At 72.3% G+C, this 25114-nt stretch carries 20 protein-coding genes and 1 pseudogene; 13 read left to right on the forward strand and 8 right to left on the reverse strand.

Annotation, left to right across the window (positions count from 1 at the left end; translation table 11 throughout):
* Positions 1 to 30: 30 nt before the first annotated feature.
* Positions 31 to 1272 carry a CapA family protein gene (locus ACSJJR_RS03945; protein WP_435942182.1) on the reverse strand — a complete coding sequence of 414 codons (1242 nt, stop codon included), beginning with the start codon at positions 1270 to 1272 and terminating at the stop codon, positions 31 to 33.
* A 148-nt stretch (positions 1273 to 1420) separates the two neighbouring features.
* Between ACSJJR_RS03945 and pgsA the strand changes: the two genes are divergently transcribed.
* From pgsA to ACSJJR_RS03975, 6 genes are all read left to right on the forward strand, one after another.
* Positions 1421 to 2029: a CDP-diacylglycerol--glycerol-3-phosphate 3-phosphatidyltransferase gene (gene pgsA, locus ACSJJR_RS03950; protein WP_435942183.1), complete on the forward strand. Its 609-nt coding sequence runs from the start codon at positions 1421 to 1423 to the stop codon at positions 2027 to 2029.
* Between the two features lie 5 nt (positions 2030 to 2034).
* Positions 2035 to 2544 (forward strand): CinA family protein, encoded by a 510-nt coding sequence (locus ACSJJR_RS03955; protein WP_435942260.1) that lies wholly within the window; start codon positions 2035 to 2037, stop codon positions 2542 to 2544.
* A gap of 113 nt (positions 2545 to 2657) precedes the next feature.
* On the forward strand, positions 2658 to 3074 hold the full coding sequence (locus ACSJJR_RS03960; protein WP_435942184.1) for a helix-turn-helix domain-containing protein: 417 nt from the start codon (positions 2658 to 2660) through the stop codon (positions 3072 to 3074).
* 62 nt (positions 3075 to 3136) lie between these two features.
* Positions 3137 to 3361 (forward strand): DUF3046 domain-containing protein, encoded by a 225-nt coding sequence (locus ACSJJR_RS03965; RefSeq protein ID WP_435942185.1) that lies wholly within the window; start codon positions 3137 to 3139, stop codon positions 3359 to 3361.
* Positions 3362 to 3612: 251 nt separating this feature from the next.
* Positions 3613 to 4779: a recombinase RecA gene (recA, locus tag ACSJJR_RS03970; RefSeq protein WP_435942186.1), complete on the forward strand. Its 1167-nt coding sequence runs from the start codon at positions 3613 to 3615 to the stop codon at positions 4777 to 4779.
* Entirely contained in the window at positions 4779 to 5288 is a 510-nt protein-coding gene (locus ACSJJR_RS03975) for a regulatory protein RecX (RefSeq protein WP_435942187.1), read from the forward strand. The genes recA and ACSJJR_RS03975 overlap by 1 nt, the downstream gene beginning before the upstream one ends.
* A 24-nt stretch (positions 5289 to 5312) precedes the next feature.
* Here the strand turns inward: ACSJJR_RS03975 and ACSJJR_RS03980 are convergent, their stop codons facing one another.
* A complete protein-coding gene (locus tag ACSJJR_RS03980; protein WP_435942188.1) occupies positions 5313 to 7193 on the reverse strand; it encodes a phosphoenolpyruvate carboxykinase (GTP) in 1881 nt (626 codons plus the stop codon).
* 227 nt (positions 7194 to 7420) lie between these two features.
* Here ACSJJR_RS03980 and ACSJJR_RS03985 point away from each other — a divergent pair, with 227 nt between their 5' ends.
* On the forward strand, positions 7421 to 9202 hold the full coding sequence (locus ACSJJR_RS03985; RefSeq protein WP_435942189.1) for a formate--tetrahydrofolate ligase: 1782 nt from the start codon (positions 7421 to 7423) through the stop codon (positions 9200 to 9202).
* Between the two features lie 68 nt (positions 9203 to 9270).
* Here the strand turns inward: ACSJJR_RS03985 and ACSJJR_RS03990 are convergent, their stop codons facing one another.
* From ACSJJR_RS03990 to ACSJJR_RS04005, 4 genes and pseudogenes are all read right to left on the reverse strand, one after another.
* Positions 9271 to 10665, reverse strand: coding sequence for an ABC transporter substrate-binding protein (locus tag ACSJJR_RS03990; protein WP_435942190.1), 1395 nt, complete (start codon positions 10663 to 10665; stop codon positions 9271 to 9273).
* Between the two features lie 8 nt (positions 10666 to 10673).
* A complete protein-coding gene (locus tag ACSJJR_RS03995) occupies positions 10674 to 11624 on the reverse strand; it encodes a carbohydrate ABC transporter permease (protein ID WP_435942191.1) in 951 nt (316 codons plus the stop codon).
* Positions 11625 to 11636: 12 nt separating this feature from the next.
* Positions 11637 to 12548 (reverse strand): annotated as a pseudogene (locus ACSJJR_RS04000) (carbohydrate ABC transporter permease).
* A gap of 120 nt (positions 12549 to 12668) precedes the next feature.
* Positions 12669 to 14849, reverse strand: coding sequence for an alpha-galactosidase (locus ACSJJR_RS04005; RefSeq protein ID WP_435942192.1), 2181 nt, complete (start codon positions 14847 to 14849; stop codon positions 12669 to 12671).
* Positions 14850 to 15035: 186 nt separating this feature from the next.
* Here ACSJJR_RS04005 and ACSJJR_RS04010 point away from each other — a divergent pair, with 186 nt between their 5' ends.
* The 4 genes from ACSJJR_RS04010 (at position 15036) to ACSJJR_RS04025 (ending at position 20140) form a co-directional block, all read left to right on the forward strand.
* A complete protein-coding gene (locus tag ACSJJR_RS04010; RefSeq protein ID WP_435942193.1) occupies positions 15036 to 16181 on the forward strand; it encodes an ROK family protein in 1146 nt (381 codons plus the stop codon).
* Between the two features lie 95 nt (positions 16182 to 16276).
* The gene (locus ACSJJR_RS04015) at positions 16277 to 17800 is read left to right on the forward strand and encodes an NAD(P)/FAD-dependent oxidoreductase (RefSeq protein WP_435942194.1); all 1524 of its coding nucleotides are present in this window, start codon (positions 16277 to 16279) and stop codon (positions 17798 to 17800) included.
* A 93-nt stretch (positions 17801 to 17893) separates the two neighbouring features.
* Positions 17894 to 19639 (forward strand): tRNA (N6-isopentenyl adenosine(37)-C2)-methylthiotransferase MiaB, encoded by a 1746-nt coding sequence (miaB, locus tag ACSJJR_RS04020; RefSeq protein ID WP_435942195.1) that lies wholly within the window; start codon positions 17894 to 17896, stop codon positions 19637 to 19639.
* 9 nt (positions 19640 to 19648) lie between these two features.
* Entirely contained in the window at positions 19649 to 20140 is a 492-nt protein-coding gene (locus ACSJJR_RS04025; protein WP_435942196.1) for a DUF523 domain-containing protein, read from the forward strand.
* Here the strand turns inward: ACSJJR_RS04025 and ACSJJR_RS04030 are convergent.
* A complete protein-coding gene (locus ACSJJR_RS04030; RefSeq protein WP_435942197.1) occupies positions 20132 to 21226 on the reverse strand; it encodes an alpha/beta hydrolase in 1095 nt (364 codons plus the stop codon). The genes ACSJJR_RS04025 and ACSJJR_RS04030 overlap by 9 nt on opposite strands.
* Positions 21227 to 21308: 82 nt before the next feature.
* Positions 21309 to 22322 carry an FAD:protein FMN transferase gene (locus tag ACSJJR_RS04035; RefSeq protein ID WP_435942198.1) on the reverse strand — a complete coding sequence of 338 codons (1014 nt, stop codon included), beginning with the start codon at positions 22320 to 22322 and terminating at the stop codon, positions 21309 to 21311.
* Between the two features lie 180 nt (positions 22323 to 22502).
* On the opposite strand from ACSJJR_RS04035, the gene ACSJJR_RS04040 reads away from it, so the two are divergent.
* Both ACSJJR_RS04040 and ACSJJR_RS04045 read left to right on the forward strand, forming a co-directional pair.
* Entirely contained in the window at positions 22503 to 24230 is a 1728-nt protein-coding gene (locus tag ACSJJR_RS04040; protein ID WP_435942199.1) for an FTR1 family iron permease, read from the forward strand.
* A gap of 71 nt (positions 24231 to 24301) precedes the next feature.
* Positions 24302 to 24955, forward strand: a complete 654-nt coding sequence (locus tag ACSJJR_RS04045; protein ID WP_435942200.1) for an iron transporter — start codon at positions 24302 to 24304, stop codon at positions 24953 to 24955.
* Positions 24956 to 25114: the final 159 nt, after the last annotated feature.

The following is a 25114-nucleotide window of genomic DNA, read 5'->3' on the forward strand; positions in this document are numbered from 1 at the left end:
CCCGGGGCCTGAGGACGGCCCGGCTCCGGGCTACGAACGAGGCAGGGCCACCGGATCGGGGCCGGTGGGGGAGGGGGCCTGCTCGCTGTAGGTGGCGTTGTTGACCGTGGCCATCACCGCCTGCCAGCGGCGCTCGATCTCCCACGTGGAGAGCGTGCAGCCCTCAGGGACCTCACCGCGCTGGGCGGCCGCCAGGTCGATGATGCGGTGCCCGCCGTCGTTGTCCACGGTGAAGGGGTGCCAGTGCAGTGCCTCGACGCGTACCTGCCGGCTGGCGTCGGCGGCGGTGCTCACGACGACGTCGGCCCACACGAACAGCCCGATCCCCGCCATGACGGTGCCCTGGGCCTCGGACTGGTTCGACAGGAAGTTGCCCGCAGAGTAGGACACCCACATGCCCCGGCCTCCAGGTCCGCCCGGCAGCAGCTCGTTGGTCTGGGGCACGTGCGGGTGCGCCCCCAGCAGCAGGTCCACCTCCCCGGTGGCGGCGACGGCGGCGGCGTACTCCCGCTGGGCGTCCACGGGCTCGAGCAGGTACTCCTCACCGATCTGGGTGTGCAGCACGACGATGTCGGCGCCCGCCTGGCGGGCCGCACGGGCCCGGGCCGCGACGGCGGAGACGTCGTTGAGGTCCACGGCCCAGGAGGGCTGAGCCACGAAGCCGTTGAGGCCGTAGGTGGTGGACAGCTGGGCGACGGTGACGCGCACACCCTCGCGCTCCAGCGTGTAGAGCTGGTAGCCGGTGGCCGCCTCCGCCTCGCTGCGGTTGGTGCCCGCGTAGCCCATGCCGTGGGCCTCGAGCTGGTCGGCGGTGGCGAGCACCCCCTCAAAGCCCTGGTCCCAGGCGTGGTTCGAGGCGGTCGCGCAGCCGTCGAAGCCGGAGGCGGCCAGGGCGGTGACGACTGCGGGGGCGGAGGCGAAGACCGGGTAGCCGGAGGCGACGCCCACAGGTGAGACGGGGACCTCCATCCCGCACAGGGCCAGGTCCACGCCCGAGGTCCAGGCGGTGGCGCCGGCGATGAGGGGGGCGATGTCCCCGCCCTCACCAGCCGTGTCCTCGATGACGGGCATGTGGGTCAGGACGTCACCGGCGTAGCCGATGGTGAGGTGGACGTCCGGCGGCGCGGACGGGGTGGGGCTCGGCGTCGGGGAGGCGGTGGGGGCCGGGGCCCGGGACGTGGCAGCGGGCGGGGCGGAGCGCGGGGGAGTGGCCAGGCGCCCGCCCAGCACGAGGGTGCCCGCACCCGCCACGCCGAGCACGAGGAGCAGCACGAGGACTCCTGGCCACCACGACCGCCGTGGCGAGGCTCCGTGGCGCCGCGGCCCCCGGCCGTGCGCCCCCACGGGTGCCGGGGCGCGTGGAGGAACGGGGGGACGTGGTACACGGGTGCTCACCCTCACAGGCTATAGGCTGGGCGTGATGAGCGATACAGACACTTCCGCCCCGGGCGGGCCCGGCGCCGGGGCTCCGCTGCTCAACATCGCCAACGCGCTGACGGTGCTGCGCCTGCTGCTCGTGCCGGTCTTCGTCTGGCTCGTGCTGCAGCCAGGTGACGCCATGAGGCTCACGGCGACGGCGGTCTTCGCCATCGCCTCCCTCACCGACCAGCTCGACGGCCACCTGGCGCGCTCGCTCAACCTCGTGACGAGCTTCGGCAAGATCACCGACCCCATCGCGGACAAGGCGCTGACCCTGTCCGCCTTCGTCCTGCTGTCCGTTGACGGCCGCCTGTGGTGGTGGGTCACCCTCGTCATCCTCGTGCGCGAGCTCGGCATCACCCTCCTGCGCTTCGTCATGCTGCGCCGGGCGGTCATGGCCGCCTCGAGGGGCGGCAAGCTCAAGACGGTCCTGCAGATCACCGCCCTCATCGGGCTGCTGCTGCCCTGGGGGGCCTTCCTGCCTGCCGGCGCCGCCCAGGTGCTGGACGCCCTGTCCTACGGCGTGGTCGGTGCCGCGCTGGTGGTCACCGTGGTCTCCGGCCTGGACTACGTGCGCCAGGCCGTCGTCCTGTCACGGACCGCGCCGTGACGCCCCTGGCGCGTGCGGACGGCGCCGGCTGCCTGGAGGCGCGGGCGGAGCGCCTGCTCGAGGCCGCCCGCGAGCGTGGCCTCACGCTGGCCGTCGCCGAGTCCCTCACCGGTGGGATGGTGTGCTCCACGCTCGTCGGCGTGAGCGGGGCCTCCACGGTGCTCGTGGGGGGTGTCGTGGCCTACGCCACGCGGGCCAAGGCCGAGCTGCTGGGGGTCGATGCCGGGCTGTTGGCGCGCACCGGGCCCGTGGACGCGCAGGTCGCCCTCCAGATGGCCCGGGGCGTGGCGCGCGTGCTGGGGGCGCAGGTCGGCCTGGCGACGACGGGCGTGGCGGGTCCGGGACCTGCGGACGGCCATGAGGCGGGGACCGTGCACGTCGCGGTCGTCACGCCGTGGGACGAGGCCGGGCGCGCTCTGAGGCTGGGCGGGGACCGCAGCCGGGTGCGCCGGGGGGCGGCCAGGGCCGTCGTCAGCCTCGCCCTCGACCTACTTGAGCCTCCCAGGCTCCACTGAGGCCGTCTCCAAGACTTCTCCCAGACAGGCGGGCGAGGATCACCGCGACGCCCCGGGGCTCCGGTTGTGCCCGGGCAGGAATGAAACCACTGACCGAACGGTTGCACCCAGTGATGAACAAGACGACTCACCCCCGTACCGCTCGCCCTGGCCGTCCCGCAGGCAGGACCGCGATGCGCCCGGTGCCGGCGGCGGGATACGGTGCCCCCGTGGAACCCGTCAAGACCGACAACGTCCTGCTGCGCCGTGAGATCGGCGAGGTGTTGCGCTCGGTGCGCCAGCACCAGGGACGTACCCTGCGTGAGGTCTCCTCCCAGGCCCGGGTCTCCCTCGGCTACCTCTCCGAGGTCGAGCGCGGGCAGAAGGAGGCCTCCTCCGAGCTGCTGGCCTCGATCTGCCAGGCGCTCGACGCCCCGCTGTCCGCGGTGCTGCGTGAGGTCTCGGACCGCATCGCCCTGTCCGAGGGTGTGAGCGTGCCGGACACCGTCCCCGACGAGCTGGTGCGTCAGCAGCGCCTGTTCCTGCGCTGAGCCTGCCGTGCCGTCCTCGGCCGCGCTCACGCGGCGCGCGCCGGGTGTGGGACAGTGACGCCATGAAGCACTCCGAGCTCTGGCGCGCCGTCGAGAGCGTCTACGGCTCCGCCTACGGCCGCTCACTGGTCAAGGACCTCGTGCTCACGGGTCTGGGGACCACCGCCCAGGAGGCCCTGGACGCGGGCACCAGCCCGCGGCGGGTGTGGGACGCGCTGTGCGACGAGACCGACGCCTCGCAGGCGGACCGCTGGGTCTACCGGGAGGACGGGCGGCGCCGGGGGTGAGCCGGAGGCCGTCTCTACCCGCTGCGGGGCAGTGACACGCCGGAGCCCAACTGGCATCTCGAACACCTGTACGACTACTGTCGTCCCCAGGCGACCTCCCGGCCGGGGCTGTCCACCATCGGCGGCTCGGGGCGGGATACGTGTCAGTGGTCCGCCATAGCGTCGCTCGTGGGCCCCGGAGAGGGGAACCCACCCCGAAGGACCAGCCCTGACCGCCGCGGCGAGGAGCCGCACGAGACCGAGGTAGAGCAATGCCCGCAGCCAACCAGCCCCAGGACCGTTCCAAGGCCCTGGCCACCGCCCTCGCCCAGATCGACAAGTCCTTCGGCAAGGGCTCCGTCATGCGGCTGGGTGACGACTCCCGCCCGCCGGTGGCCGTCATCCCCACCGGCTCCACCGCGCTGGACGTCGCTCTCGGCATCGGCGGGCTGCCCCGTGGCCGCGTCGTCGAGATCTACGGGCCTGAGTCCTCCGGCAAGACGACGGTTGCCCTGCACGCGGTGGCCAGCGCCCAGCGGGCCGGTGGCAACGCCGCCTTCATCGACGCCGAGCACGCCCTCGACCCGGTCTACGCCAAGGCCCTGGGAGTGGACACCGACAACCTCCTCGTCTCCCAGCCGGACACGGGTGAGCAGGCCCTCGAGATCGCGGACATGCTCATCCGCTCGGGCGGGCTGGACATCATCGTCATCGACTCGGTGGCGGCGCTCGTGCCCAAGGCGGAGATCGAGGGCGAGATGGGCGACTCCCACGTCGGTCTCCAGGCGCGGCTTATGAGCCAGGCCCTGCGCAAGATCACCGGGGCCCTGTCGGCCACGGGCACCACGGCCATCTTCATCAACCAGCTGCGCGAGAAGATCGGCGTGTTCTTCGGCAGCCCGGAGACCACCACCGGTGGCAAGGCCCTGAAGTTCTACGCCTCCGTGCGCATCGACGTGCGTCGCATCCAGACCCTCAAGGACGGGGACCAGCCCGTGGGCAACCGGACCCGCGCCAAGGTCGTCAAGAACAAGATGGCCCCGCCCTTCAAGCAGGCCGAGTTCGACATCATCTACGGCCAGGGCATCTCCCGTGAGGGCGGGCTCATCGACCTCGGCGTCGAGAACGGTGTCATCCGCAAGTCCGGCGCCTGGTTCACCTACGGTACGGACCAGCTGGGCCAGGGCAAGGAGAACGCCCGCACCTTCCTGCGCGACAACCCGGAACTGGCGGACGAGATCGAGAACAAGATCCTGGGTGTCCTGGGCATCGGGGAGGCCGGCCGCAAGGCCAAGGAGGAGGCGCAGGCCGCTGCCCAGGCCGCTGAGCCCGCCCCCGCGCGCCAGGCGGCTGCCGCAGGCAGCGCCTCCTCAGCGCGCAAGCGCAAGAAGGCGGTCGAGGAGGCGGACGCCTTCGGTGAGGACGCTGGCGGCTTCTGATGCCCTGGCTCACCCCTGACGAGCACCAGCAGCAGGTTGAGGAGGCGCGCGACCTCGTCCTGCGCCGCCTCGACCGCTCGGCCGCGCCACGTGCCGTTCTGTCCCAGATCCTCGCCCGCAAGGGGACGGAGCCTCGCGTGGCTGAGGAGGTGCTCGACCGTCTCGAGGCCGCTGGGGTCGTGGACGACGCCGCTTACGCCGCCACCCTGGCGCGCACGCGCTTTGCCGAGAAGGGGGCCGCCCGCCGGGCCATCGCCCAGGAGCTGCGCCGCAAGGGCGTCGGCGAGCAGGACCTGGCCGCGGCGCTCGAGCAGATCGACGCCGACGACGAGCGGGCCGCCGCGCTGTCGCTCGCGGTCAGGAGGCTGGCGCTCACCCGCGCCCTGGCCCCCGAGGTGCGCCGGCGCCGGGTGCTGGCGCACCTGGCGCGCAAGGGCTACCCGGTGGAGGTCTGCGCTCACGCGCTTGAGCGGGCCCTGGCCCAGGAGGCCGACGACGCGACCGCCTGAGCCGGGGCCCGCCCGGCCCGCAGGTCAGTCCTGTGACCCCGCGGCCGCCTCCCGGGCCTCGGCCACCGCGGCGCTCACCCGGCGGTGCGCCTGCCAGATCTCCTCGGGAAGACCCTCGAACTGGCTCAGGTGCTCCTCGCGCAGGGAGACCTCCTGCGACCAGCGGTCCAGGTCGATCTCGAGCAGCCGGTCCAGGTCCTCGCGCGAGCCCTCGAAGCCCTCAAGGTTGAGCTCCTCGGGCAGCGGCACGATGCCGACAGGCGTCTGGCGGCCCTGGGCGCGGCCCTCCTTGAGGTCGATGAGCCACAGCAGCGCCCGCAGGTTCTCCCCGTATCCGGGCCACAGGAAGTGGCCGTCCTCGGGATCACGCTGGAACCAGTTGACGTGGGCGAAGACGGGCTGGTGCTCGGCCTGGCCCAGGACGGTGAGCCAGTGGCGGGCGTAGGCGCCCTCGGGGAAGGACATGAAGGGGCGCATGGACATGGGGTCGTAGCGCAGGCGCCCCTCGGTGCCCTCGGCCGCGAAGGTCGCCTCCGCGCCCAGCGTCAGACCGTCGTAGACGCCCTCGGCCACGTTGGTGATGGCGCGGATGAGGGGCTCGCGGTCGCGGCAGCGGCCGCCGAAGATGATGGCGTCGATGGGCACGCCCTCGGGGCGCTCGTAGTCCTCGGCGATATTGGGCACTACGGACAGGCGGGCCGTGAAGCGCGAGTTCTTCTGGCTCCACAGGTCGGCGTCCTCTCCGGAGCGCTGGTGCTCCGCCGGGCGCTCGCAGATGGGCTCGTCGCGCCAGTCCCGCCAGCCCTCGACGTCCTCGGGGTAGTCGGGGGTCTTGCCCTCCCACCACAGCTCGTGGGTGCGCTCGTGGTGGGCGACGTTGACGAAGAGCGTCCCCGTGCCCTCGGCGACGGCGTGCATGGCGTTGGGGTTGGACTCCCAGCTTGTGTCCTTGGCGACGCCGAAGGTGCCGTACTCGGGGTTCATGCCGTAGACGCGCCCGTCGTTGTCGTCAACGCGCAGCCACACGATGTCGTCGCCGTAGAAGTCGACCTCGTAGCGCTCGCCGAGGGCGGCGGGCGGCAGCATCATGGCCAGGTTCGTCTTGCCGGAGGCGGAGGGCATGCCGCCGCACACGTGGTAGACGCGCCCGGTCTCCTTGTCACGGATCCCGATGAGCATGAACTGCTCTCCCATGAAGCGCCCGGAGGACCAGCCGTCGTAGGAGCCCTGGCGCAGCCCGTGGGCGATCTTGCCCAGCAGGGCGTTGCCGCCGTAGGCGGAGCCGAAGTGCAGGATCTCGCGGCGGTCGGCGATGGTGGCGAACAGGCGCTGGTCGTCCTCGGTGCCCTGGCCCAGGGCGTCCAGGTCGCCGGTGGCGTGGACAGCGCGCACGAAGAAGGCGGGGTCCTCCAGGTCGTTGAGGTACTGCGCGCCCACCCGGGCCATGCGCAGCATCTGGAGCACGACGACGCGGTTGTCCGTCAGCTCCACGCCCACGGCCCAGCGTCGCAGCGGGGAGCCGGGAGGGGCCATGAGGTAGGGCACGACGTACATCGTCTTGCCGGTCATGGCGCCGCTCATGCGCTGCACCTGCTGGGGGCGGACCTCCTCGGCGTGGCGCCAGTTGTTGTAGACGCCCTTGTCGGCGGGGTCGTGGGTGGCCACGACCGTGCGCTCCTCGGAGCGGGCGGTGTCCTTGGGGTGGCTGTGGGCCAGGTAGAGGTCGTGGCCGGCCTCGATGATCTCGCCGTCCGCCAGGGCCTCGGAGAGCAGGCGCGCGTCGTCGTCGGAGCCGATCACCTCGATGTGGTCGGGGGCCAGCACTCGCGACCACTCGGCGACGAACTCGTGGACGTGGGGGTTGGTCAGTCCGGCCCGTGACAGGGCCGAGGAGGAGTGAGTCACAGGATCTCCAATCGTCAAGGGGCCTGCAGTGGAGGGCGTTGCCGACCGAGGTCTGAAGGGCCCGGGACGGAGCCTAAACAAATATTAGGGTGTACGAAACTCTGAGAATTGGCTGTGAGCATGTGGGGCGGGTGCTCTCCCGTGGAGCGGTGGGGGCGCCGCCCCGCGGCGTGAGCGGTGTCGCCGAACCCGAGTGCGTGCAGGCCTCTGCTGGTTACCCTGCTCCGATGACCGAGGTCGATGGCGTGACCCGGACCACCAGCGTCTCCGCTCGTGCCGCCGGCACCGCCGCCGCCGCTGGCACGCCCGTGACGGTGACCGGGCTCGCGGCACGCGCAGGCATCGACGGCTCCCACCTCATCCCCTACGGCCGGGAGGTGGCCAAGATCGACCTGTCCGTCCTGAAGCCCGACGGCGAGGCCCCCGGCAGCCCGCCGCACTACGTCGTCGTCACCGCCATGACCCCGACCTCCTTCGGTGAGGGCAAGTCCACCGTCGCCATCGGCCTGGCCCAGGGCCTCGCCCACCGCGGGCACCGCAGCCTGCTCACCCTGTGCCAGTCCGCCATGGGCCCCACCTTCGGCATCAAGGGCGGAGCCGGCGGCTCCGGCAGGGCGCGCATCGAGCCCGCCGATCGCATGAACCTCCACCTCACTGGCGACTTCCACGCCATCACCGCGGCGCACAACCTCCTGGCCGCGATGATCGACAACCACCTCCATCACGGCAACGCCCTGGGCATCGTCGAGCGCACCATCACCTGGCCGAGGGTCCTGGACGTCAACGACCGTGCCCTGCGGCACGTCGTCATCGGCCTCGGCTCCGCGGCCGACGGCGTCACCCGCCAGGCCTCCTTCGACATCACCCCCGCCAGCGAGGTCATGGTCATCATGTCCCTGGCGACGTCCCTGGCGGACCTGCGCGAGCGTCTGGGGAGCGTCGTCGTGGCCCGCGACGAGGCGGGACGGTGGGTCACCGCCGAGGACCTGGGTGCCGCCGGTGCCATGACGGCCATCCTGCGCGACGCCCTGGCCCCCAACCTCCTGCGCACCGGCGAGGGGACCCCGGCCCTCATCCACACCGGGCCCTTCGGCAACATCGCCACCGGCTGCTCCTCGGTCATTGCCGACCTCGTGGCCGCCCGCGGCATGGCCGCGCTCCCCGGCCAGGAGCCCGGCTACGTCCTCACCGAGGCTGGCTTCGGTGCCGACATGGGCCTCGAGCGCTTCTTCGACCTCAAGTGCCGGGTCTCCGGCATGCGCCCCGAGGCCGCCGTCCTCGTCGTCACCGTCAGGGCCCTCAAGGCCCACTCGGGGGCCTACCGGATCGCGCCCGGCAGGGACCTGCCCGAGGCCATGCTCCAGGAGAACCCCGAGCAGGTGCGCGCCGGGGCCGGCAACATGCTCAAGCACCTGCAGATCGTGCGTGGCTTCGGCATGGAGCCCGTCGTCGCCATCAACGTCTTCCCCACGGACCACGACTCCGAGCTCGCCGAGGTCGAGCGTCTGGCCCGCGAGGCCGGCGCCCGCGTGACCGTGGTCAGGCCGGTGACCGAGGGCGGGGCAGGCTGCGCCGAGCTGGCCGACGAGGTGGCCCGCGCCTGCCGGGCCGCCCGCGACGGCGGCCCCGGGGGCGCCGGCAGGCCCCTGTACGGGCCCGGAGACAGCCTGCGTACCAAGATCGGCCGGGTGGCTGCCATGTACGGGGCCGACGGTGTTGACTACGCCCCGGTTGCCGCCCGTTTCCTCGATGACTGCGAGCACGACGGCTACGCGGAGCTGGCGGTGGTGGTGGCCAAGACGCCCCTGTCCCTGTCCCACGACCCTGCGCTCACCGGCGTGCCCACCGGGTGGCGCCTGCCGGTGAGTGAGGTGCGCCTGGCCGCCGGAGCCGGCTACGTCTTAGCGGTCTGCGGCGCCCTGTCCACCATGCCCGCTCTGCCCAGCCACCCGGCCGCCGAGCGCGTCGATGTCGATACCACGACCGGGCAGGTCCTCAACCTGCGCTGAGCGCGCCCTGGGGACGGTGGCCGGCACCGGCCGGCCACCGTCCCCAGGGCGCTGTGGGCTGGGCGGTCTCAGCCCGTCGCGTGCGTGGAGGTCTCGAACAGGAGATTGACCTGATCGTTGTAAGCCGTCAGCGTCGAGGCAGGAGCCCGGTTGGCCCACAGGTCGTCCGTCGCGGGCTTCATGATGGCCGTCACGTCCGCGCCGAAGTAGGTCAGCGGGAAGAAGAAGGTCGATCGGTCCTTGACGTGCTGGGTGAAGGGCGCGGTGGTCAGCCCGGTCTCCTCGAAGACCTTGACGGCCTTGTCACTGGACGAGGCGATGGCCGGGAAGACGATCCCGTAGGAGGCCACGATGTCCTGTGCCTCGGCGGTGCCCAGGAACGCGACCCACTGCGAGGCCTGCTCGATGTTGGCCGACTGCTTGCAGATCGAGTCCCCCAGGCCGTTGAACAGGGACATGGACCTGCCGTTGGGGCCCACGGGGTTGGCTGCGACCCCCACCTCGATGTCGAGCTTGGCGTAGGTGCTGAACATCCACGAGCCGTTGAAGCACATGGCGATCCTGCCGCTGCCCAGCTGCACGTCGGTGCTGGTGGTGGAGGAGAAGGCCCCGCGCGGCGGCATGTAGCCCTTGTCCACCAGGCCGAAGTACCAGTCCATGGTCTCCTGGAAGAGCTTCTCGTCGTAGCGGTAGTGGTTGCCCCAGGTCTCCTTGTTCGTGTAGTACCAGTCGCCCGCGGAGCCGGTGAAGGGGCTCCACTGGGTCTGGCCGTCCCCGGCGCCGGCGTCCTGGATGCCCAGGCCGTAGACGGCGACCCGGCTCTTGTCGAAGCCGGGCTCGTCGCCGCGCACGCCGTTCTTGTCCACGGTGAGCCTGGCGAGGATCCGCTCGAAGGTGCCGCCGTCGGTGGGGTTCCAGGACCAGTCGGCCATGTCCTCGTCGGTCAGGCCTGCCTGGGAGAGCATGTCCTTGTTGTAGAAGGCCGCGACCGTGTCCCAGTCCTTGGGGCAGCCGTACTGGTGCCCGTCCTCGCCCTTCCACAGGTCGATGAGCCCCGCCTGGAAGGCGGACTCGTCCACGCCCGCCCAGGCGGCCTGCTCGTCGAGCGGGACGAGGACGTCCAGGTCCACGAACTGGGCGAACTTGGAGATGTGGTCGGTGAAGACGTCCGGACCGGTCCCGGCGATGAAGCCCGCCGTCAGCTTGGTCCAGTAGTCGCCCCAGGCGATCTGGGTGATGTTGACCGTGATGCCGGTCCTGGCCTTGAAGACCTCGGCGCAGGCCTCGTAGGCGGGCAGCTGGCTGGCGTCCCACAGCCAGTACTCCACGGTGCCCGAGCCCGGGGCCCGGGAGCCCTGGGAGCAGGAGGACAGGGCCAGGGCGCCAGCGCCCGAGGCCATGGCGCACAGGAGGCTGCGCCGCGACAGCGAGGAGCTGAGAAGGCGGGTCGGTTGAGTCGTCATCTGGTGCCTCACTTGATTCCGGTAAAGCCGATGGAGTTGACGATGCGCCGGGCGAAGGCCATGAACAGCAGCAGCATCGGGAGCGCGGCCACCAGGGTGGCGGCCATGAGCCCGGACCAGTCCGGACCGGTCTGCGGCGCCTGGGAGCGGAAGACCGCCAGGGCCACCGTCAGCACGCGCGAGGAGTCCGTGTAGGACACGAGAAGCGGCCAGAAGTAGTCGTTCCAGGCCGTGATGTAGGTGAGGATCGCCAGCGTCGAGATCGGTGCCTTGGCCATGGGCAGGATGAGGGTGAAGAACACCCGGACCTTCGAGGCGCCGTCGAGCAGCGCGGCCTCCTCCAGCTCGCGGGGGATGTTCATGAAGAACTGCTTGAGGAAGAACACCGCGAAGGGCGTCATGAACATCGTCGGCAGGGCCACGCCCAGGAGGGTGTCGATGAGGTGGAGCTGCTTGATGAGCACGAAGTTGGGCAGGAGCGTGAAGATCGAGGGGACCATGAGGGCGCCCAGGAAGACGGCGAAGACCGTGTCGCGCCCCCGCCAGCGCAGCCGGGAGAAGGAGTAGGCGGCCATCGCCGAGAAGAAGACCTGCCCGACGGTCACCAGAGTGGAGACGATGACGGAGTTGCGCAGGTAGAGCCAGAAGTTGATGGCCGCGCCACTGCCGCCGTCGGCCAGCGCCTCCTCGGTGGACTGCATCCCGAAGACCCGGGAGAAGCCGCGCAGGTTGGTGTCAACCGGCAGCAGGCTCGTGGGGTCCGCCGTGATGCCGGCGTTGGAGGACAAGGCCGTGCGCAGGACCCAGTAGAAGGGCAGGAGCGTGAACAGCATGATGAGGACCATCGCCGTCCAGGCCAGGGCCCTGCCCACGCTGATCCTGTGGGCGGGGCACTGGGCGCGGGTGGTGGCGCCCTGGCGCGATGGCGTGGCGGACAGGGACTCGGGTGTCGTTGTCATGGGTGGTCCTCCTCAGTCCAGGTCCGTCTCGCCCGCACGGGTCATGCGGTACTGCAGGATCGTGATGGCCGCCAGGACGACCAGCAGGCCCACCGCCATGGCGGAGGCGTAGCCGAACTGGAAGCGGCCGAAGGCCATGTCGTAGATGTAGTACTGCAGCACGCGGCTGGTGTTGACGGGGCCGCCCTGCGTGGCGACCGAGACGGTGTCGAAGACCTGGAAGGAGCCGATCATCGTCATGATGAGCACCAGCGCCAGGATGGGGCGCAGCAGGGGCACCGTGATGCGCCAGAACATCCGCCACTCGCTGGCTCCGTCCATCTTGCCCGCCTCGTAGACCGTGCCGGGGATCGACTGCAGGCCCGCGAAGATGAGCAGGGCCGTGTAGCCCACGTGCCGCCACACGTTGATGACCGCGATGGTGGGGATGGCCAGGGTGGAGGAGAAGAAGTCCACGGTCGAGCCGGTCAGGGCCTCGAGGACCTGGTTGGTGATGCCCAGCGTGTTGTCCAGGATCCACAGCCACAGCATGGCGGCGACCACGTTGGACACGAGGTAGGGCGTCAGCACGATCGAGCGCACGAAGGTGGACTGGGTCAGGCGCTGCATGAGGACGGCGATGACGAGTGCCAGGAGCGTCTGCAGGCCGATGTTGATGACGACGTACTGGACGGTGACGACGATGGCGTTCCAGAAGGTGTCGTCGTGCACCATGCGCGTGTAGTTGTCCAGGCCGGTGAGCTGCTCGGGGGTGAGGAGGTTGTACTCGGTGAAGGACAGCCAGATGCCCCGGATGAGGGGTCAGATGTAGAAGGCGACGAGGCCGATGGTTGCCGGGAGGATGAAGGTGAGGCCGAGCTTGACATCAGAGCGCGGCTTGCGCTGGCGGCGCGGTGGTCGTGCGACCGGGGACGAGGTGGACATCGGGTCTCCATATCGACGGTGATGTGGGAAACGGTGTGAGGCAGGCGGCCCTCAGGGGCCAGGAACGGGGCAGGAGACGCTCCGGGCGGGCGCGCCGGGTGGGGGCGCCCGCCCGGCCGCTCAGTCGATGGCGCTCGCGCGCAGCAGGATGAGGTGGTCGGGGTGCAGCACCGGCAGCGCCAGGCCCGTCGTGGTGAGGTAGGAGCCGGGCAGGGTGACGCCCTGGGCCATCCAGCCCGCCGTGAGACTGAGCTCGGGGTAGGCCGGTGCGGCCAGGCGCACGTGGTAGCGGCGTGAGGGGTCCAGGCCGGGCAGCGGGCGTGGGGCCGTGGGCCAGGCCAGGAGCTGGCCCAGGCAGGCGATCTCGTACACGGCCTCGGAGCCGTCGGGGGCCACCACGCCCTCGATGCGCAGCACGTCGTCGTCGGGCAGGTCGGCGTGGACCGTCAGGCCCGAGTGCAGCAGGCCGCGCAGCTCCTTGTGCAGGGCGATGATGGAGGCCAGGCGCTCGCGGGTGGGCGCATCGGCCTCGGTGAGGTCCCACTCCACCCCCATGTGGCCCCACAGGGCTGTGCCGGCACGGAAGTCGAGGTCGAGGTCGCGCAGGGTCGTGTGGGCTCGCCCGGAGCCGACGTGGGTCCCTACGAGCTCGGGGGGCAGCAGCAGCGTGGTGCCGCGCTGGATGTTGTGGCGGTCGTGGGCGTCGATGCAGTCCGAGGCCCACACCCGTTGCGTGCGCTCCATGATGCCCAGGTCGATGCGTCCGCCGCCGCCGGCGCAGGACTCGATCTCCAGGGCGGGGAAGCGCTCGTGGAGCGCGTCGAGGAGCCGGTACAGGGCCAGGGTCTGGTCGTGGACGGCGGCCGCCCCGTGGCGGCCCGCCGTGGGCTCCGCCACCTCGTGCCCGGCGGCCAGGAGGGGGGAGTTGTGGTCCCACTTGATGTAGGCGATGCCCAGGCGCTCGACGAGGGTGGACAGGGCCTCGAACAGGTAGTCCCAGGCGCCCGGTGCCGTGAGGTCGAGGACCCGCTGGTGGCGGTGCTCGGGCGCGCCGCCGGCGCCGTCGGACAGGATCCAGTCGGGATGGGCGCGGGCCAGCTCGGAGTCGAGGTTGACCATCTCCGGCTCGAACCACAGGCCGAACTCCATGCCCAGGGCGTGGACGTGCTCCACCAGGGGCTCCAGGCCGTCGGGCCAGGCCTCGGGGGAGACCTGCCAGTCGCCCAGGCCGCAGGTGTCGTCGCGGCGCGAGCCGAACCAGCCGTCGTCCAGGACGTAGCGCTCGATGCCGACCTCGGCCGCGGCATCGGCCAGGGCCTTGAGGGTGGCCAGGTCGTGGTCGAAGTACACGGCCTCCCACGTGTTGAGCAGCACGGGACGGGGGCGCTGGGGGTGGGCGGGAAGCGAACGCAGCCAGGCGTGGCTGCGGTGGGCCAGGGCGTCCAGGCCCTCGCCCCAGGAGAAGACGGTCCACGGCGAGGTGTAGGTCTGCCCAGGGGCCAGCGAGACCTCACCGGGCAGGAGCAGCTCCCCGGCTCCCAGGAGCCTGCGACCCGAGGCCGTGTACATCGCCAGGTGCCGGACGTTTCCGGACCAGGCCACGTGGACGCCGTGGACGCGCCCGCTGCGCCAGCCGAAGCCGGCGGGGCCCGCGGCCAGCCAGGTGACGGCGTCGTGCCCGGGGCGCCCCTCCCAGGACTCGCGCAGGCGGGTGCCCGGGGTGAAGGGGGTGCGCACGAGCCTGCGCTCCTGGACGTGGTGGCCGGTGGTGTCCAGCAGCTCGTCGGCGCTGTCGGGCACGGGCATCACCGGGGTGAGCTCGCCGACGACGAGGTCGCCGCCCCGCCCGTCGTCGGACTCGGGGCGCTCGTCGCGCACCCAGGCGCGCACGCGCACGAGACCCGAGGCCTCCAGGCGCAGCTCGGTGCCCAGGGTCAGCGCGTGGACCGGGTCGGTGCCGCTCGAGCGCAGGACCTGGGCGGTGCCTGCGGGTGTGTCCTCGGTGGAGTGCTCGTGGGTGAAGACGGTGGGGTGGGGGGAGAAGGCGGTGCCGTCGGCGCGCGAGAGCGCCACGGCGGGGCGCGCGCTCCAGCCCAGGTGGGCCAGGGGCAGCAGCGGCAGGTCGTTGGTGATCCAGGCGGTGTTGGTGCCCAGGCTGGTGGCTGCGGCAAGGCCTGCCTGGGCCAGGTCCTCGCCACTGACCTCGCCCAGGTCCGGGCCCCAGTGGCGCACCACCGGGAAACGGTCGTTGAGCAGGTCGAGGACCAGGGAGGTACCGGCACGGCGCAGGTGGAGGGTCATCTTTGTCCTTCCAAGGGGTGGGAACCTCAGTCGATTCCTTGTGGGATGAAAATAATTGGTGGTTCCCGGATGCGCAAGGCTTTGTCCTACAGTGTCCGGCGACGTGGGCGGCACACGGTGGCGCCCCGTCCCGTGAGCCCAGTGGCTCGACGGGCAGGGTGTGACGGTGGGAGCGGGGACCGGGTGGTGCTGGACGCGGGACGCAGCCTCGGCGCCAGGGCCCTGCTCCAGCTGGTCTCGGCCGGGCCCATGAGCCGAGCAGAGCTCGCCCGGCGCCTGGGGCTGTCGGCGGCGACGACGACGCGCACCGTGCGTCCCCTCATCGAGGCGGGCCTCGTCGAGGAGCAGCCCCCGCAGGAGAGCGCAGGCCCGGGCAGGCCCGTGCGCCGTCTGGCCGTCGTCGCGCGCAGCGTCACCGTGGTGGGCGTCAAGCTCACCGACGACACCCTCTACGCCGTCCTCACCGACCCCCGCGGCCAGGTCCTCGCCAGTGAGACCAGGCCCCTGGCCCACACCGACGCCGTGCGCGTGAGCGCCCTCATCGCCTCGGTGGTGACGCGGCTGGCTGAGCGCAGCGGCCGGCGCCCAGACGCTGTTGGGATCTCCCTGGGCGCGGCCGTCGTCGGCAGGAGGACCGTCGTCGTGGCCAGCTTCCTGGGGTGGCGCGATGCGCCTCTGGCCGACATGGTCCACGAGGCCACCGGGCTGCCGTGCACCGTGGCCAACGACGTGCGCGCCTTCGCCTACGCCGAGGCCTGGTTCGGTGCCGGGCGTGGACGCGACCCCTTCGGCCTGGTCACCCTGGGCGCCGGGATCGGCTGCGGGACGGTGGTGGGCGGCGAGATCCTCTCCGGGGCCAGGGGGGCGGCGGGAAGCGTCGGGCACCTGCCGGTGGACCCCTCCGGGCCACCGTGCGAGATCGGGCACCCGGGCTGCGCCCGCGCCCTGGCCTCGACCTCGGGCATCCTCGCGGCGGCCGCCGGGCACCTGGGCTGCCGGGCGCAGGACCTCAGCCTCGACATGCTCCTGAGCCCGCGGGCACGCCAGGACGACGGCGTCGATGGCGTCCTCAGGCGTGCGGCGCTGGCCGCGGCGACGATCGTGGGGACCTTCATCGCCTACGTCGATCCGGAGCTCGTCGTCGTCTCCGGCGAGGGGGTCGGGGTGGTGGAGGCCTACCGCGAGGACTTCGACGCGCAGGTCGCTGCCCTGCGGCACTGGGCCGCGGAGCCGGTGCCGGTCCTCACCCGCGCCTTCGAGTTCGACGAGTGGGCGCGCGGAGCGGGAGCCCTGGCGCTGGAGGCGTGGACGCGCGTGGCCGGCGACCGGTGAGCGGTCGGCGCACCGGAGCCCACTGTGACCGGGACCATGCCGTGCAGGCCGGTCCCGTGATGGCCTGGAACTAAGGGTGCCCTTAGATTATGCGCATGAGCCGCCGTACCACCATCGCCCTGTCGGCCGCCGGCCTCCTGGCCGTCGGCGCCGCACTCGCCCTGTCCGCCCGTCCGGCCCGCCGTGACGTGCCCGGCGTCACCACGGAGCAGGGCACCCACCGCCCGCCCCGCGTCGTCATCGCCGGTGGCGGGTACGTCGGCTTCTGCGTCGCCCGCTCCCTGCGCGCCCAGCTCAACCTCGACCAGGTCGAGATCGCCGTCATCGACTCGCGCGCCTACATGACCTACCAGCCCTTCCTGCCGGAGGTCGCCGCCGGCTCCATCCAGCCGCGCCACATCATCGCCCCCCACCGCCGCAACCTCGACGGCGTCACCATCATCACCGGCGCCGTCACCGCCATCGACCACGCCGCCAGGACCGTCACCGTGCGCCCGCCCACCCCGCAGTCCACCCGCGAGCAGGTCCAGAGCTACACCCTGTCCTACGACCACCTCGTCCTCGCCCTGGGCGCCGAGGCCCGTACCCTGCCGATCCCCGGCCTGGCGGAGCAGGCCATGGGCTTCAAGCAGGTCGAGGAGGCCACCGCCCTGCGCAACCGCGTCCTGACCCGTATCGAGGACGCCGCCTCCACCTGGGACAACGAGCGCCGCAGGCGCCTGCTCACCTTCGTCTTCGTCGGCGGCGGCTTCGCCGGCGTCGAGGCGATCGCCGAGCTCGAGGACATGGCTCGTGCCACGGTGAGGGCCATCCCCTCCATCGACCAGGAGGACGTCCGCTTCGTCCTCGTCGAGGGCTCGCGCCGCATCCTGCCCGAGCTGACCGAGGAGCTGTCCGGCTACGGCCTGCAGCAGCTGCTCGAGCGTGGCATCGACGTGCGCCTGTCGACCTTCCTCACCTCCTGCGTGGACGGGCACGTCGTCCTGTCCGACGGCACTGAGTTCGACGCCGACACCATCGTGTGGACCGCCGGGGTCAAGGCCGCCCCGGTGCTGCAGACGGCCTCCGACCTGCCCATCGATGCCCGCGGCCGCGTCACGGCCCTGCCGACCCTCCAGGTCGCCCGCGACGGCGTGCCCGTGGAGGGCGCCTGGGCGGCCGGCGACTGCGCCGCGGTCCCGGACCTGACCAGCGAGGACCCGCAGGCGACCTGTGCCCCCACGGCCCAGCACGCGGTGCGTCAGGCCAAGGTGCTCGCCGACAACCTCGTCGCCGTCCTCACCGCCCCCCAGGGCGCCGAGGTCCCGCTCGCCCAGTACGCGCACGCCAACATCGGCACCGTCGCCTCCCTGGGCATCGGCAAGGGAGTCGCCAGGATCATGGGCCGGGACCTGCGCGGCTTCACCGCCTGGACCGCCCACCGCGGCTACCACGTCTACGCGATGCCGACTGTCAACCGCAAGGTCCGCATCATGATGGACTGGTTCGCCGCCGTCGTCTTCCGCCGCGACCTCGCCTCCTTCGGCTCCATCGCCGAGCCCGGTGCGGCCTTCGCCACCGCCGCCCGTCACGACGCCGTCCTCGCTGAGCGCCGCAAGGCCTCCGCGGGCGGGGCCTGAGCAGCAGCCCCACGCAGCGGCGCGGCGTGCCCCCGGTCACGACCGCGCCCTGCGGCTGGGGCAGGTGCCAACCGCACCCCTACACTGCCCGTGATGAGCACCGCGACCACCACCGCCCTGCCTGCGCTCGACGCCCGCCCCGATCACGGCCGCCGCGGTGGCACCCTGCCGCGCACCTACCACGTGCGCACCCTGGGCTGCCAGATGAACGTCCACGACTCCGAGCACATGGCGGGCCTGCTCGAGGCCGCCGGGTACCGGCGCGTGGAGGAGGTGCCCGAGGCCGCAGCCCGCGCCACCGAGGCGGGCGACGGCGGCGCCGACGTCGTCATCATCAACACCTGCTCCGTGCGCGAGAACGCCGCCACCCGCCTCTTCGGCAACCTCGGCCAGCTCGCGGCGGTCAAGCGCGAGCGGCCCGGCATGCAGATCGCCGTCGCCGGCTGCCTCGCCCAGCAGATGGGTGAGGGCATCGTCGAGCGGGCCCCCTGGGTGGACGTCGTCTTCGGCACCCACAACATCGACGTCCTGCCCGCCCTGCTCGAGCGCGCCCGCCACAACGCGGAGGCCGCCGTCGAGATCGAGGAGTCCCTCAAGGTCTTCCCCTCCACCCTGCCCACCCGGCGCGAGTCCGCCTACGCGGCCTGGGTGTCCATCGCCGTCGGCTGCAACAACACCTGCACCTTCTGCATCGTGCCCTCGCTGCGTGGCAAGCAGCGCGACCGCCGCCCTGGCGAGGTTCTCGCCGAGATCGAGGCCGTCGCCGCCCAGGGCGTCACCGAGGTGACCCTGCTGGGGCAGAACGTCAACTCCTACGGCGTCGGCTTTGGCGACCGCGGGGCCTTCGCCCGGCTGCTGCGCGCCGCCGGGGCGGTGGAGGGCATCGAGCGGGTGCGCTTCACCAGCCCCCACCCGGCGGCCTTCACCCAGGACGTCATCGACGCCATGGCCGAGACCCCCGAGGTCATGCCGAGCCTGCACATGCCCCTGCAGTCCGGCTCCGACGCGGTCCTGCGCGCCATGCGCCGCTCCTACCGCTCCGCCAGGTTCCTGTCGATCCTCGATGCCGTGCGCGCCCGCATGCCCGAGGCGGCCATCACCACGGACATCATCGTCGGCTTCCCCGGCGAGACCGAGGAGGACTTCCAGGCCACCCTCGACATCGTCGAGCGGGCCCGCTTCGCCTCAGCCTTCACCTTCGAGTACTCCCCGCGCCCGGGCACGCCCGCGGCGGACCTGCCGCAGGTGCCCGTGGAGGTGGTCAAGGACCGCTACCGGCGCCTGGACGAGCTCGTGCGGCGAATCACCCACGAGGAGAACGTGCGTCAGGAGGGACGTGTGCTCGACGTCCTCGTGGCGGAGGGGGAGGGGCGCCGCGACGGCGTCACCGCCCGGGTCTCCGGACGCGCCCAGGACAACCGCCTCGTGCACGTCGCGCTGCCTGAGCACCTGGACGCCTGCGACTACGACGCCGGCGCCCCCCGCCCGGGGGACATGGTCACCGTGCGCGTGACCCACGGCGCGCCCCACCACCTCATCGCAGACTCCGCCCGCTGCGGCCACCCCCTCAGCCCTGAGCAGGTTGCAGCCAACGAGGCCCTGGGTGCTGGCGAGCGGATCTGGTACGACGACGGCCCCGCCCTGTTCGAGGTGCGCCGCACCCGCGCCGGCGACGCCTGGCAGCGGCGCCGCCATGAGTCCTGCTCAGAGCCCGAGCCGGACACGGCCCCCGTGAGCCTGGGCCTGCCGACGGTCCGGGTCGGCGCCCCGGGGGCCGGTCCCGCCCGCAGTGTGGACATGGGTGGCCACAGCCTGCTGGGCCAGCCCCGCGCCATCTGAGGAGGAGGCGTGAGCGACGCGGGCGCGCCGACGGGCACGCGGCTGACGGGCACGCGCGAGCACCCCGTCATCGTCTCCGCCTGCCTGGCCGGGGCCCCCTGCCGCTACGACGCCACCGCCAGGCCCGACCCCGCGGTCGCCGAGGGCCGGGCCGTGCCCCTGTGCGCCGAGGTCCTCGGAGGGCTCGGTGTGCCCCGGCCGCCCGCGGAGGTCATTGGCGACGGCGGGCAGCAGGCCGACGGCGAGGACGTGCTCGGTGGCTGGGCGCGGGTGGTGACCGTGGACGGCCAGGACGTCACCGCCGCCTTCGTCGTCGGGGCCCGCGCCGTGGCCGAGCACGCCGAGCGGGTCGGGGAGCGCAGCGCCGTCCTCATGGCCCGCAGCCCCTCCTGCGGGGTGGGCGGGCTCTACGACGGGACCTTCAGCGGGCGCCTCGTGCCAGGTGACGGCGTGCTCGCGGCCCTCCTGCGCCGCCGGGGACTGAGCGTGCGCTCACGCTGAGGCCTCGCCGGGCGCCGCCAGGTGACGGCGCAGGTGGGCGAGCATGGAGGCGCGCCAGGCGCGCATGCAGGGAGCTTGGGGCAGCACGCGGTCTGCGGCGTGGTACATGCCCGGCACCACGACGAGCTCGCACTCGACCCCGCAGCGCCGCAGGCGCTCGGCGTAGGCGACGGCGTCGTCGTGGAAGAGGTCGAGGTCGCCCACGCCGACCCAGGACGGCGGCATCCCGGACAGGTCCGTGCGCCTGCCGGGCACGGAGTAGGGGCGGGCGCTGTGCGGGCCCGAGCCGCCGGGACCGCGCAGGTAGGCGGCCCAGCCCAGGCGGTCGAGGCCGCGGCTCCACAGCAGCCGTCCGCGGGTGCGCGGCGCGGTGACCGGCAGCGCCCGCCCGGCGGCTCGGTCGTCGAGCATGGGGTAGATGAGGACCTGGGCGGCCAGGGGGAGCCCGGCATCGACGGCCCGCTGGACCAGGGAGGCGGCCGTCCCGCCGCCGGCGCTCTCCCCGACGACGGCGACCCGGGACGGGTCAACCCCCGGGACCCCACCGCCGAGCAGCCACTGCAGGGCCGCCCAGCAGTCGTCAACGTCCGCCGGGTGGGGCGCGGTGAAGGCGGTGCGGTACTCCACCGAGACGGCCACGGCGTCCAGCTCGTCGGCGAGGTAGGCGTAGACCTCGGCATCGGCGTCGGCGTCGCCCAGCACGTGGCCGCCGCCGTGCACCCACAGCAGGGCCGGCACGCTGCCCCCGGCCTCCAGGGCCGCGCGGGCCCCGGCGCTCGTGGACACGACGACGCGCACCTCGCGGGTGTCCTCGGGGCTGACCGCGGTGAGCTCCTGGAGGTCGAGGGAGGGGTCCCACACGCGCCGTCCGGGCAGGGTGGGTGGGCGGTGGGCGTTGAGCGCCGTCTGCACGAGCTGGCGGCCCAGGGCGATGACGGGCGGCACGATGAGGCGGGGCACCTGCAGCTGCGGGTGGACCTCGGAGCGGATGAGGCGGTGCCGACGCAGGCCCTCGGCGAGCAGGGCGGTGCCGAGCAGGGCCGTCAGGACACGGGCACGGTGCGGAGCGGGGCGGGCTGCGGTCACCGGGGAAGCCTAACGGCTGGCCCGCCGGGACTCGTCCCCGTAGCAGGCCGCGCTCGCGCAGCGGGCCGGGCACTGGGAGCCGTCAGGCGGTGAAGAGCTCGCCCGGCAGGGCCGCGAAGCCCCGTGAGACGGCGGCACTTCCATCTGAGCGCAGCAGGGCGAAGTCGTAGCGGAAGCCCGCGGCGGCCAGGTCGGCCGGGTCGGCGAGGAACAGGGCCGTGGCCAGACCGTCCGCCGTCGCCGCGTCATCCGCCACCGCCCAGGTGGCGACAGGCACCTGCGCGCCACGCACCGGCAGGCCGGTGAGGGCGTCCAGGAGGTGGTGCAGGCCCGGCCCCCAGGATCGCCGCTGCGGGCCCGAGGCGCACAGGGCCGCACGGCTCAGCTCCACGACGCCGACGACGCGCGGTTCCTGCCCGCGGGGCGCGCCCGCCGCCCGCGGCTCCTCCAGGCCCAGACGCACGGGTTGCGCTGAGCGCACGAGCAGGTCCCCCGAGCCGTCGATGACGAACTCGTCCACCCCGGCCTCCTCCAGCTCCTGGCCGACGAGGTCGATGAGCAGGCCCTTGCCGACGGCCCCCACGTCCACCAGCGCGGGGCGCTCGAGGACGAGGCGGTCGCCGTCGTGGTGGGCCTCGCGTCCCCACACGGGGCGCCCTCCGACGGCGCCCAGGTGGCTGAGGGCGCCGTCGCGCACGACGAGGGTGCAGCGCTCGTCGTATCCCAGCGCCACGAGGTCCGAGCCGACGAGGGGGTCGAGGCGCCCTGACGTGGCCGCGTGGAGGCGGTCATAGAGGTCGAGCATGCGCGCCGAGCCAGCAGGCAGGTCGAGCACGACGCGGCCGCCCGGCGCGGCGTCGCCCGCCTGGCCCGTGGCGGCGCGGCGCAGAAGCGAGCCGGGGCTAAAGCGGGAGAAGACGCCCTCGTAGGCGTCCACGAGCGCCGTCAGGGCCTGGCCCAGCGCCGGGGGCACAGGCTCGCGGGTGAGCAGCCTCCAGGTGGTGCCCGTGGCTGGCAGCGTCCACTCGTGCGGCCAGGACGGGGCCGCCGCCTGCGGGCGCGGCAGCGGTGCGGGTGGGTGGGGCAGGGGACTCACCCACCCAGCATGCCCGCTCGGCCCCGGCCCGCTGTCTTCATGACGCCCCGTCCGTCTCCAGGCGGGACATTTTTGACTCTGTGAGAATGGTGAACCTAAGGTCATCAGCGCAGGCCAGGCTTGCCTTCGCAGGTACCGGCCCTGGTCCCCAAGACGTCGCGCGTGAGGAATCCCGACCACATGGCCTCCCAGACCACGCCTCCCGCCACCCGCCGCACCCGTACCCGCGCCGGGCGGGTGCCACGCGGGGTCGTCGTCGCCCTCACCGCGCTCGTCCTGCTGCTGGGGGCTCTCAGCCCCCTGGGCCGCCCCACCGCCCACGCCGTCGAGGCCGACACCGACTTTGACACCTGGGGCCAGGTCGCCCAGCGCGTGTCCGACGAGCTGGCCACCGCCCTGGAGGAGTACGCCGCCGCCGACTACCCCGGTGCCGCCGCCGCCGTCCTCAAGGCCCAGAACTCGGGCTACGTCGCCTCCAACATGCGCAACGTCGTCACCGACACCCTGGGAGCACAGGTCTCCCAGTCGCACACCGAGGCCTTCACCTCGCTGGCCTCCACCGCGCGCACCGCCGGCAACGACGAGGCGCTGAGCACCGGCGTCACCGGCCTCGTCGCCTCACTGGCCGAGGCCGCCGCCACCCTCGACGGCACCGACGGACTGCTCGGCCCCCGGGACTTCGCCCAGGCGCTGGCGACCAGGATCGCCGAGGACCGCGCCGCCATCGACGCCCGCTCCACGGCGGACAAGTCCGGCCGCGGAGACCGCACCTGGGTCCAGATCGCCACCGAGATGAACGAGCTCATCGACAGGGGGCTGGCCGAGACCCGTGCGGGCCAGGGACGCGACGGTGCCGAGCTCGTCAACGAGGCCTACTACGGCTACTACGAGAAGCTCGGCTTCGAGAAGAAGGTCATGACCGTCTCCGGCGACCGCGTCTCGCTGGTGGAGTCCACCTTCAAGAACACCCGCAAGGCCATGATCTCCGGGGACGTCGAGGCCGCCGCCCAGCACGTCGAGACCCTCAAGGGCTACCTGCTCGAGGACGCCCAGATGCTCGACGGCGGCGCCGCCGAGGACGTCAGTCCCCTCAAGGTCTTCTTCACCGGCTCCTTCGGCCAGGCCTTCCTCATCCTCATCCGTGAGGGGCTCGAGGCGCTCCTCGTCGTCGCCGCGGTCATCGCCTACCTCATCCAGGCGGGCATGAAGGAGCGCGTGAGGTACGTCTACGCCGGCGTCGCCCTGGCGCTGCTCGCCTCCGGCGCCGTGGCCGGCCTTTTCGCCGCCCTGTTCAACTCCGCCTCCGCCTACCAGGAGGCCCTCGAGGGCGGCGTCGCGATCGTGGCCATGCTCATGCTCCTGTTCACCTCGAACTGGATGCTGTCGAAGTCCTCCGTGGCCTCGTGGAACCGCTACATCAAGGACAAGACGGAGGCCTCCGTCTCCGACGGCGGCTTCTGGGGACTGGTCTCCCTGTCCTTCCTCGCGGTCTTCCGTGAGGGTGCCGAGACCGTGCTGTTCTACCAGGCGCTGTTCTCCATGGATCCCTCGGGCAGCGCCAGCATCTGGCAGGGCTTCGCCGCCGCCGCGGCCCTCCTGCTGCTCATCTTCCTGCTCATCCGCTACACGAGCGTGCGCATCCCGCTGCGGCCCTTCTTCGCCGTCACCTCGGCGCTTATGGCCGTCCTCGTCGTCATCTTCGCCGGCGGGGGAGCCCACTCCCTGCTCGAGGGCGACATCATCCCCGCCACCTACCTCGAGGGCCTGCCCACCTACGACATCCTCGGCTTCTACCCCTACGTCGAGACCATCGCCTTCCAGGCCGTCATGGCGGTCGTCGTCCTCGCGCTCGCCGCCGTCTCGGTCCTGCGCCACCGCCGTGGCGAGCGCGCCCAGCAGGACGGCTGAGCCCGTCCCCCTGGTCACCACCAGCCACCATCGCCAGCAACAACCACGCACAACCACGAAAAGGACACCCCATGCGCTCCCTCAAGCTCGTCTCCGGGCTCGCTGCCCTCACCCTGGCCGGCACCCTCGGCCTGACCGCCTGCGGCTCCTCCGAGAGCACCAGCACGGAGGCCGCCACGGCCGCCGCCTCTGCCGAGGCGGACACCCAGGCCGACGGCGAGGCCGCCTTCACCGAGTACCCCATCGGCGAGGACCAGGAGATCTCCTCCGACGGCACCCCGCAGATCAACGTCGCCCTCGTCTACTTCCAGCCGGTTGACATGGAGCCCGCCGGCTCTGCCGGCCTGGCCGCCTCCGAGTCCAACTTCCACATCGAGGCCGACATCTCCGCCCTGGCCAGCAACACGCTCGGCTACCCCGAGGGCTCCTTCATCCCTGGCCTGACGGTCACCTACAAGATCGTGGACTCCGCCACCGGCGAGGTGGCCAACAACGGCGCCGCCGAGGGCACCTTCATGCAGATGAACGCCTCCGACGGCCCGCACTACGGCGCCAACGTCGCCCTGCCTCAGGACGGCACCTACAACATCATCATCGGCGTGTCCTCCCCTGAGGAGGCCGGATGGGTCCTGCACGTTGACCCCGAGACCGGTGTCAAGGGCTCCTTCTGGAAGGCCACCGAGCTCACCTGGAAGAACTGGGAGTACACCGTCCAGGAGTGGTGAGCCTGACGTCACCGCCGTCATCGCCGCGCACCCGCGCGGCATGATGTCCTGAGCCACTGGCGCCGTGACACCCCCTGGCCCCGCCAGGACCATCACGGCGCCAGTGGCGCGCAGACGGTGGGGAGGCGGAGCAGAAAAACCAACACAAAAAAGAAAGAC

This window comes from Actinomyces sp. W5033, from assembly GCF_051303165.1.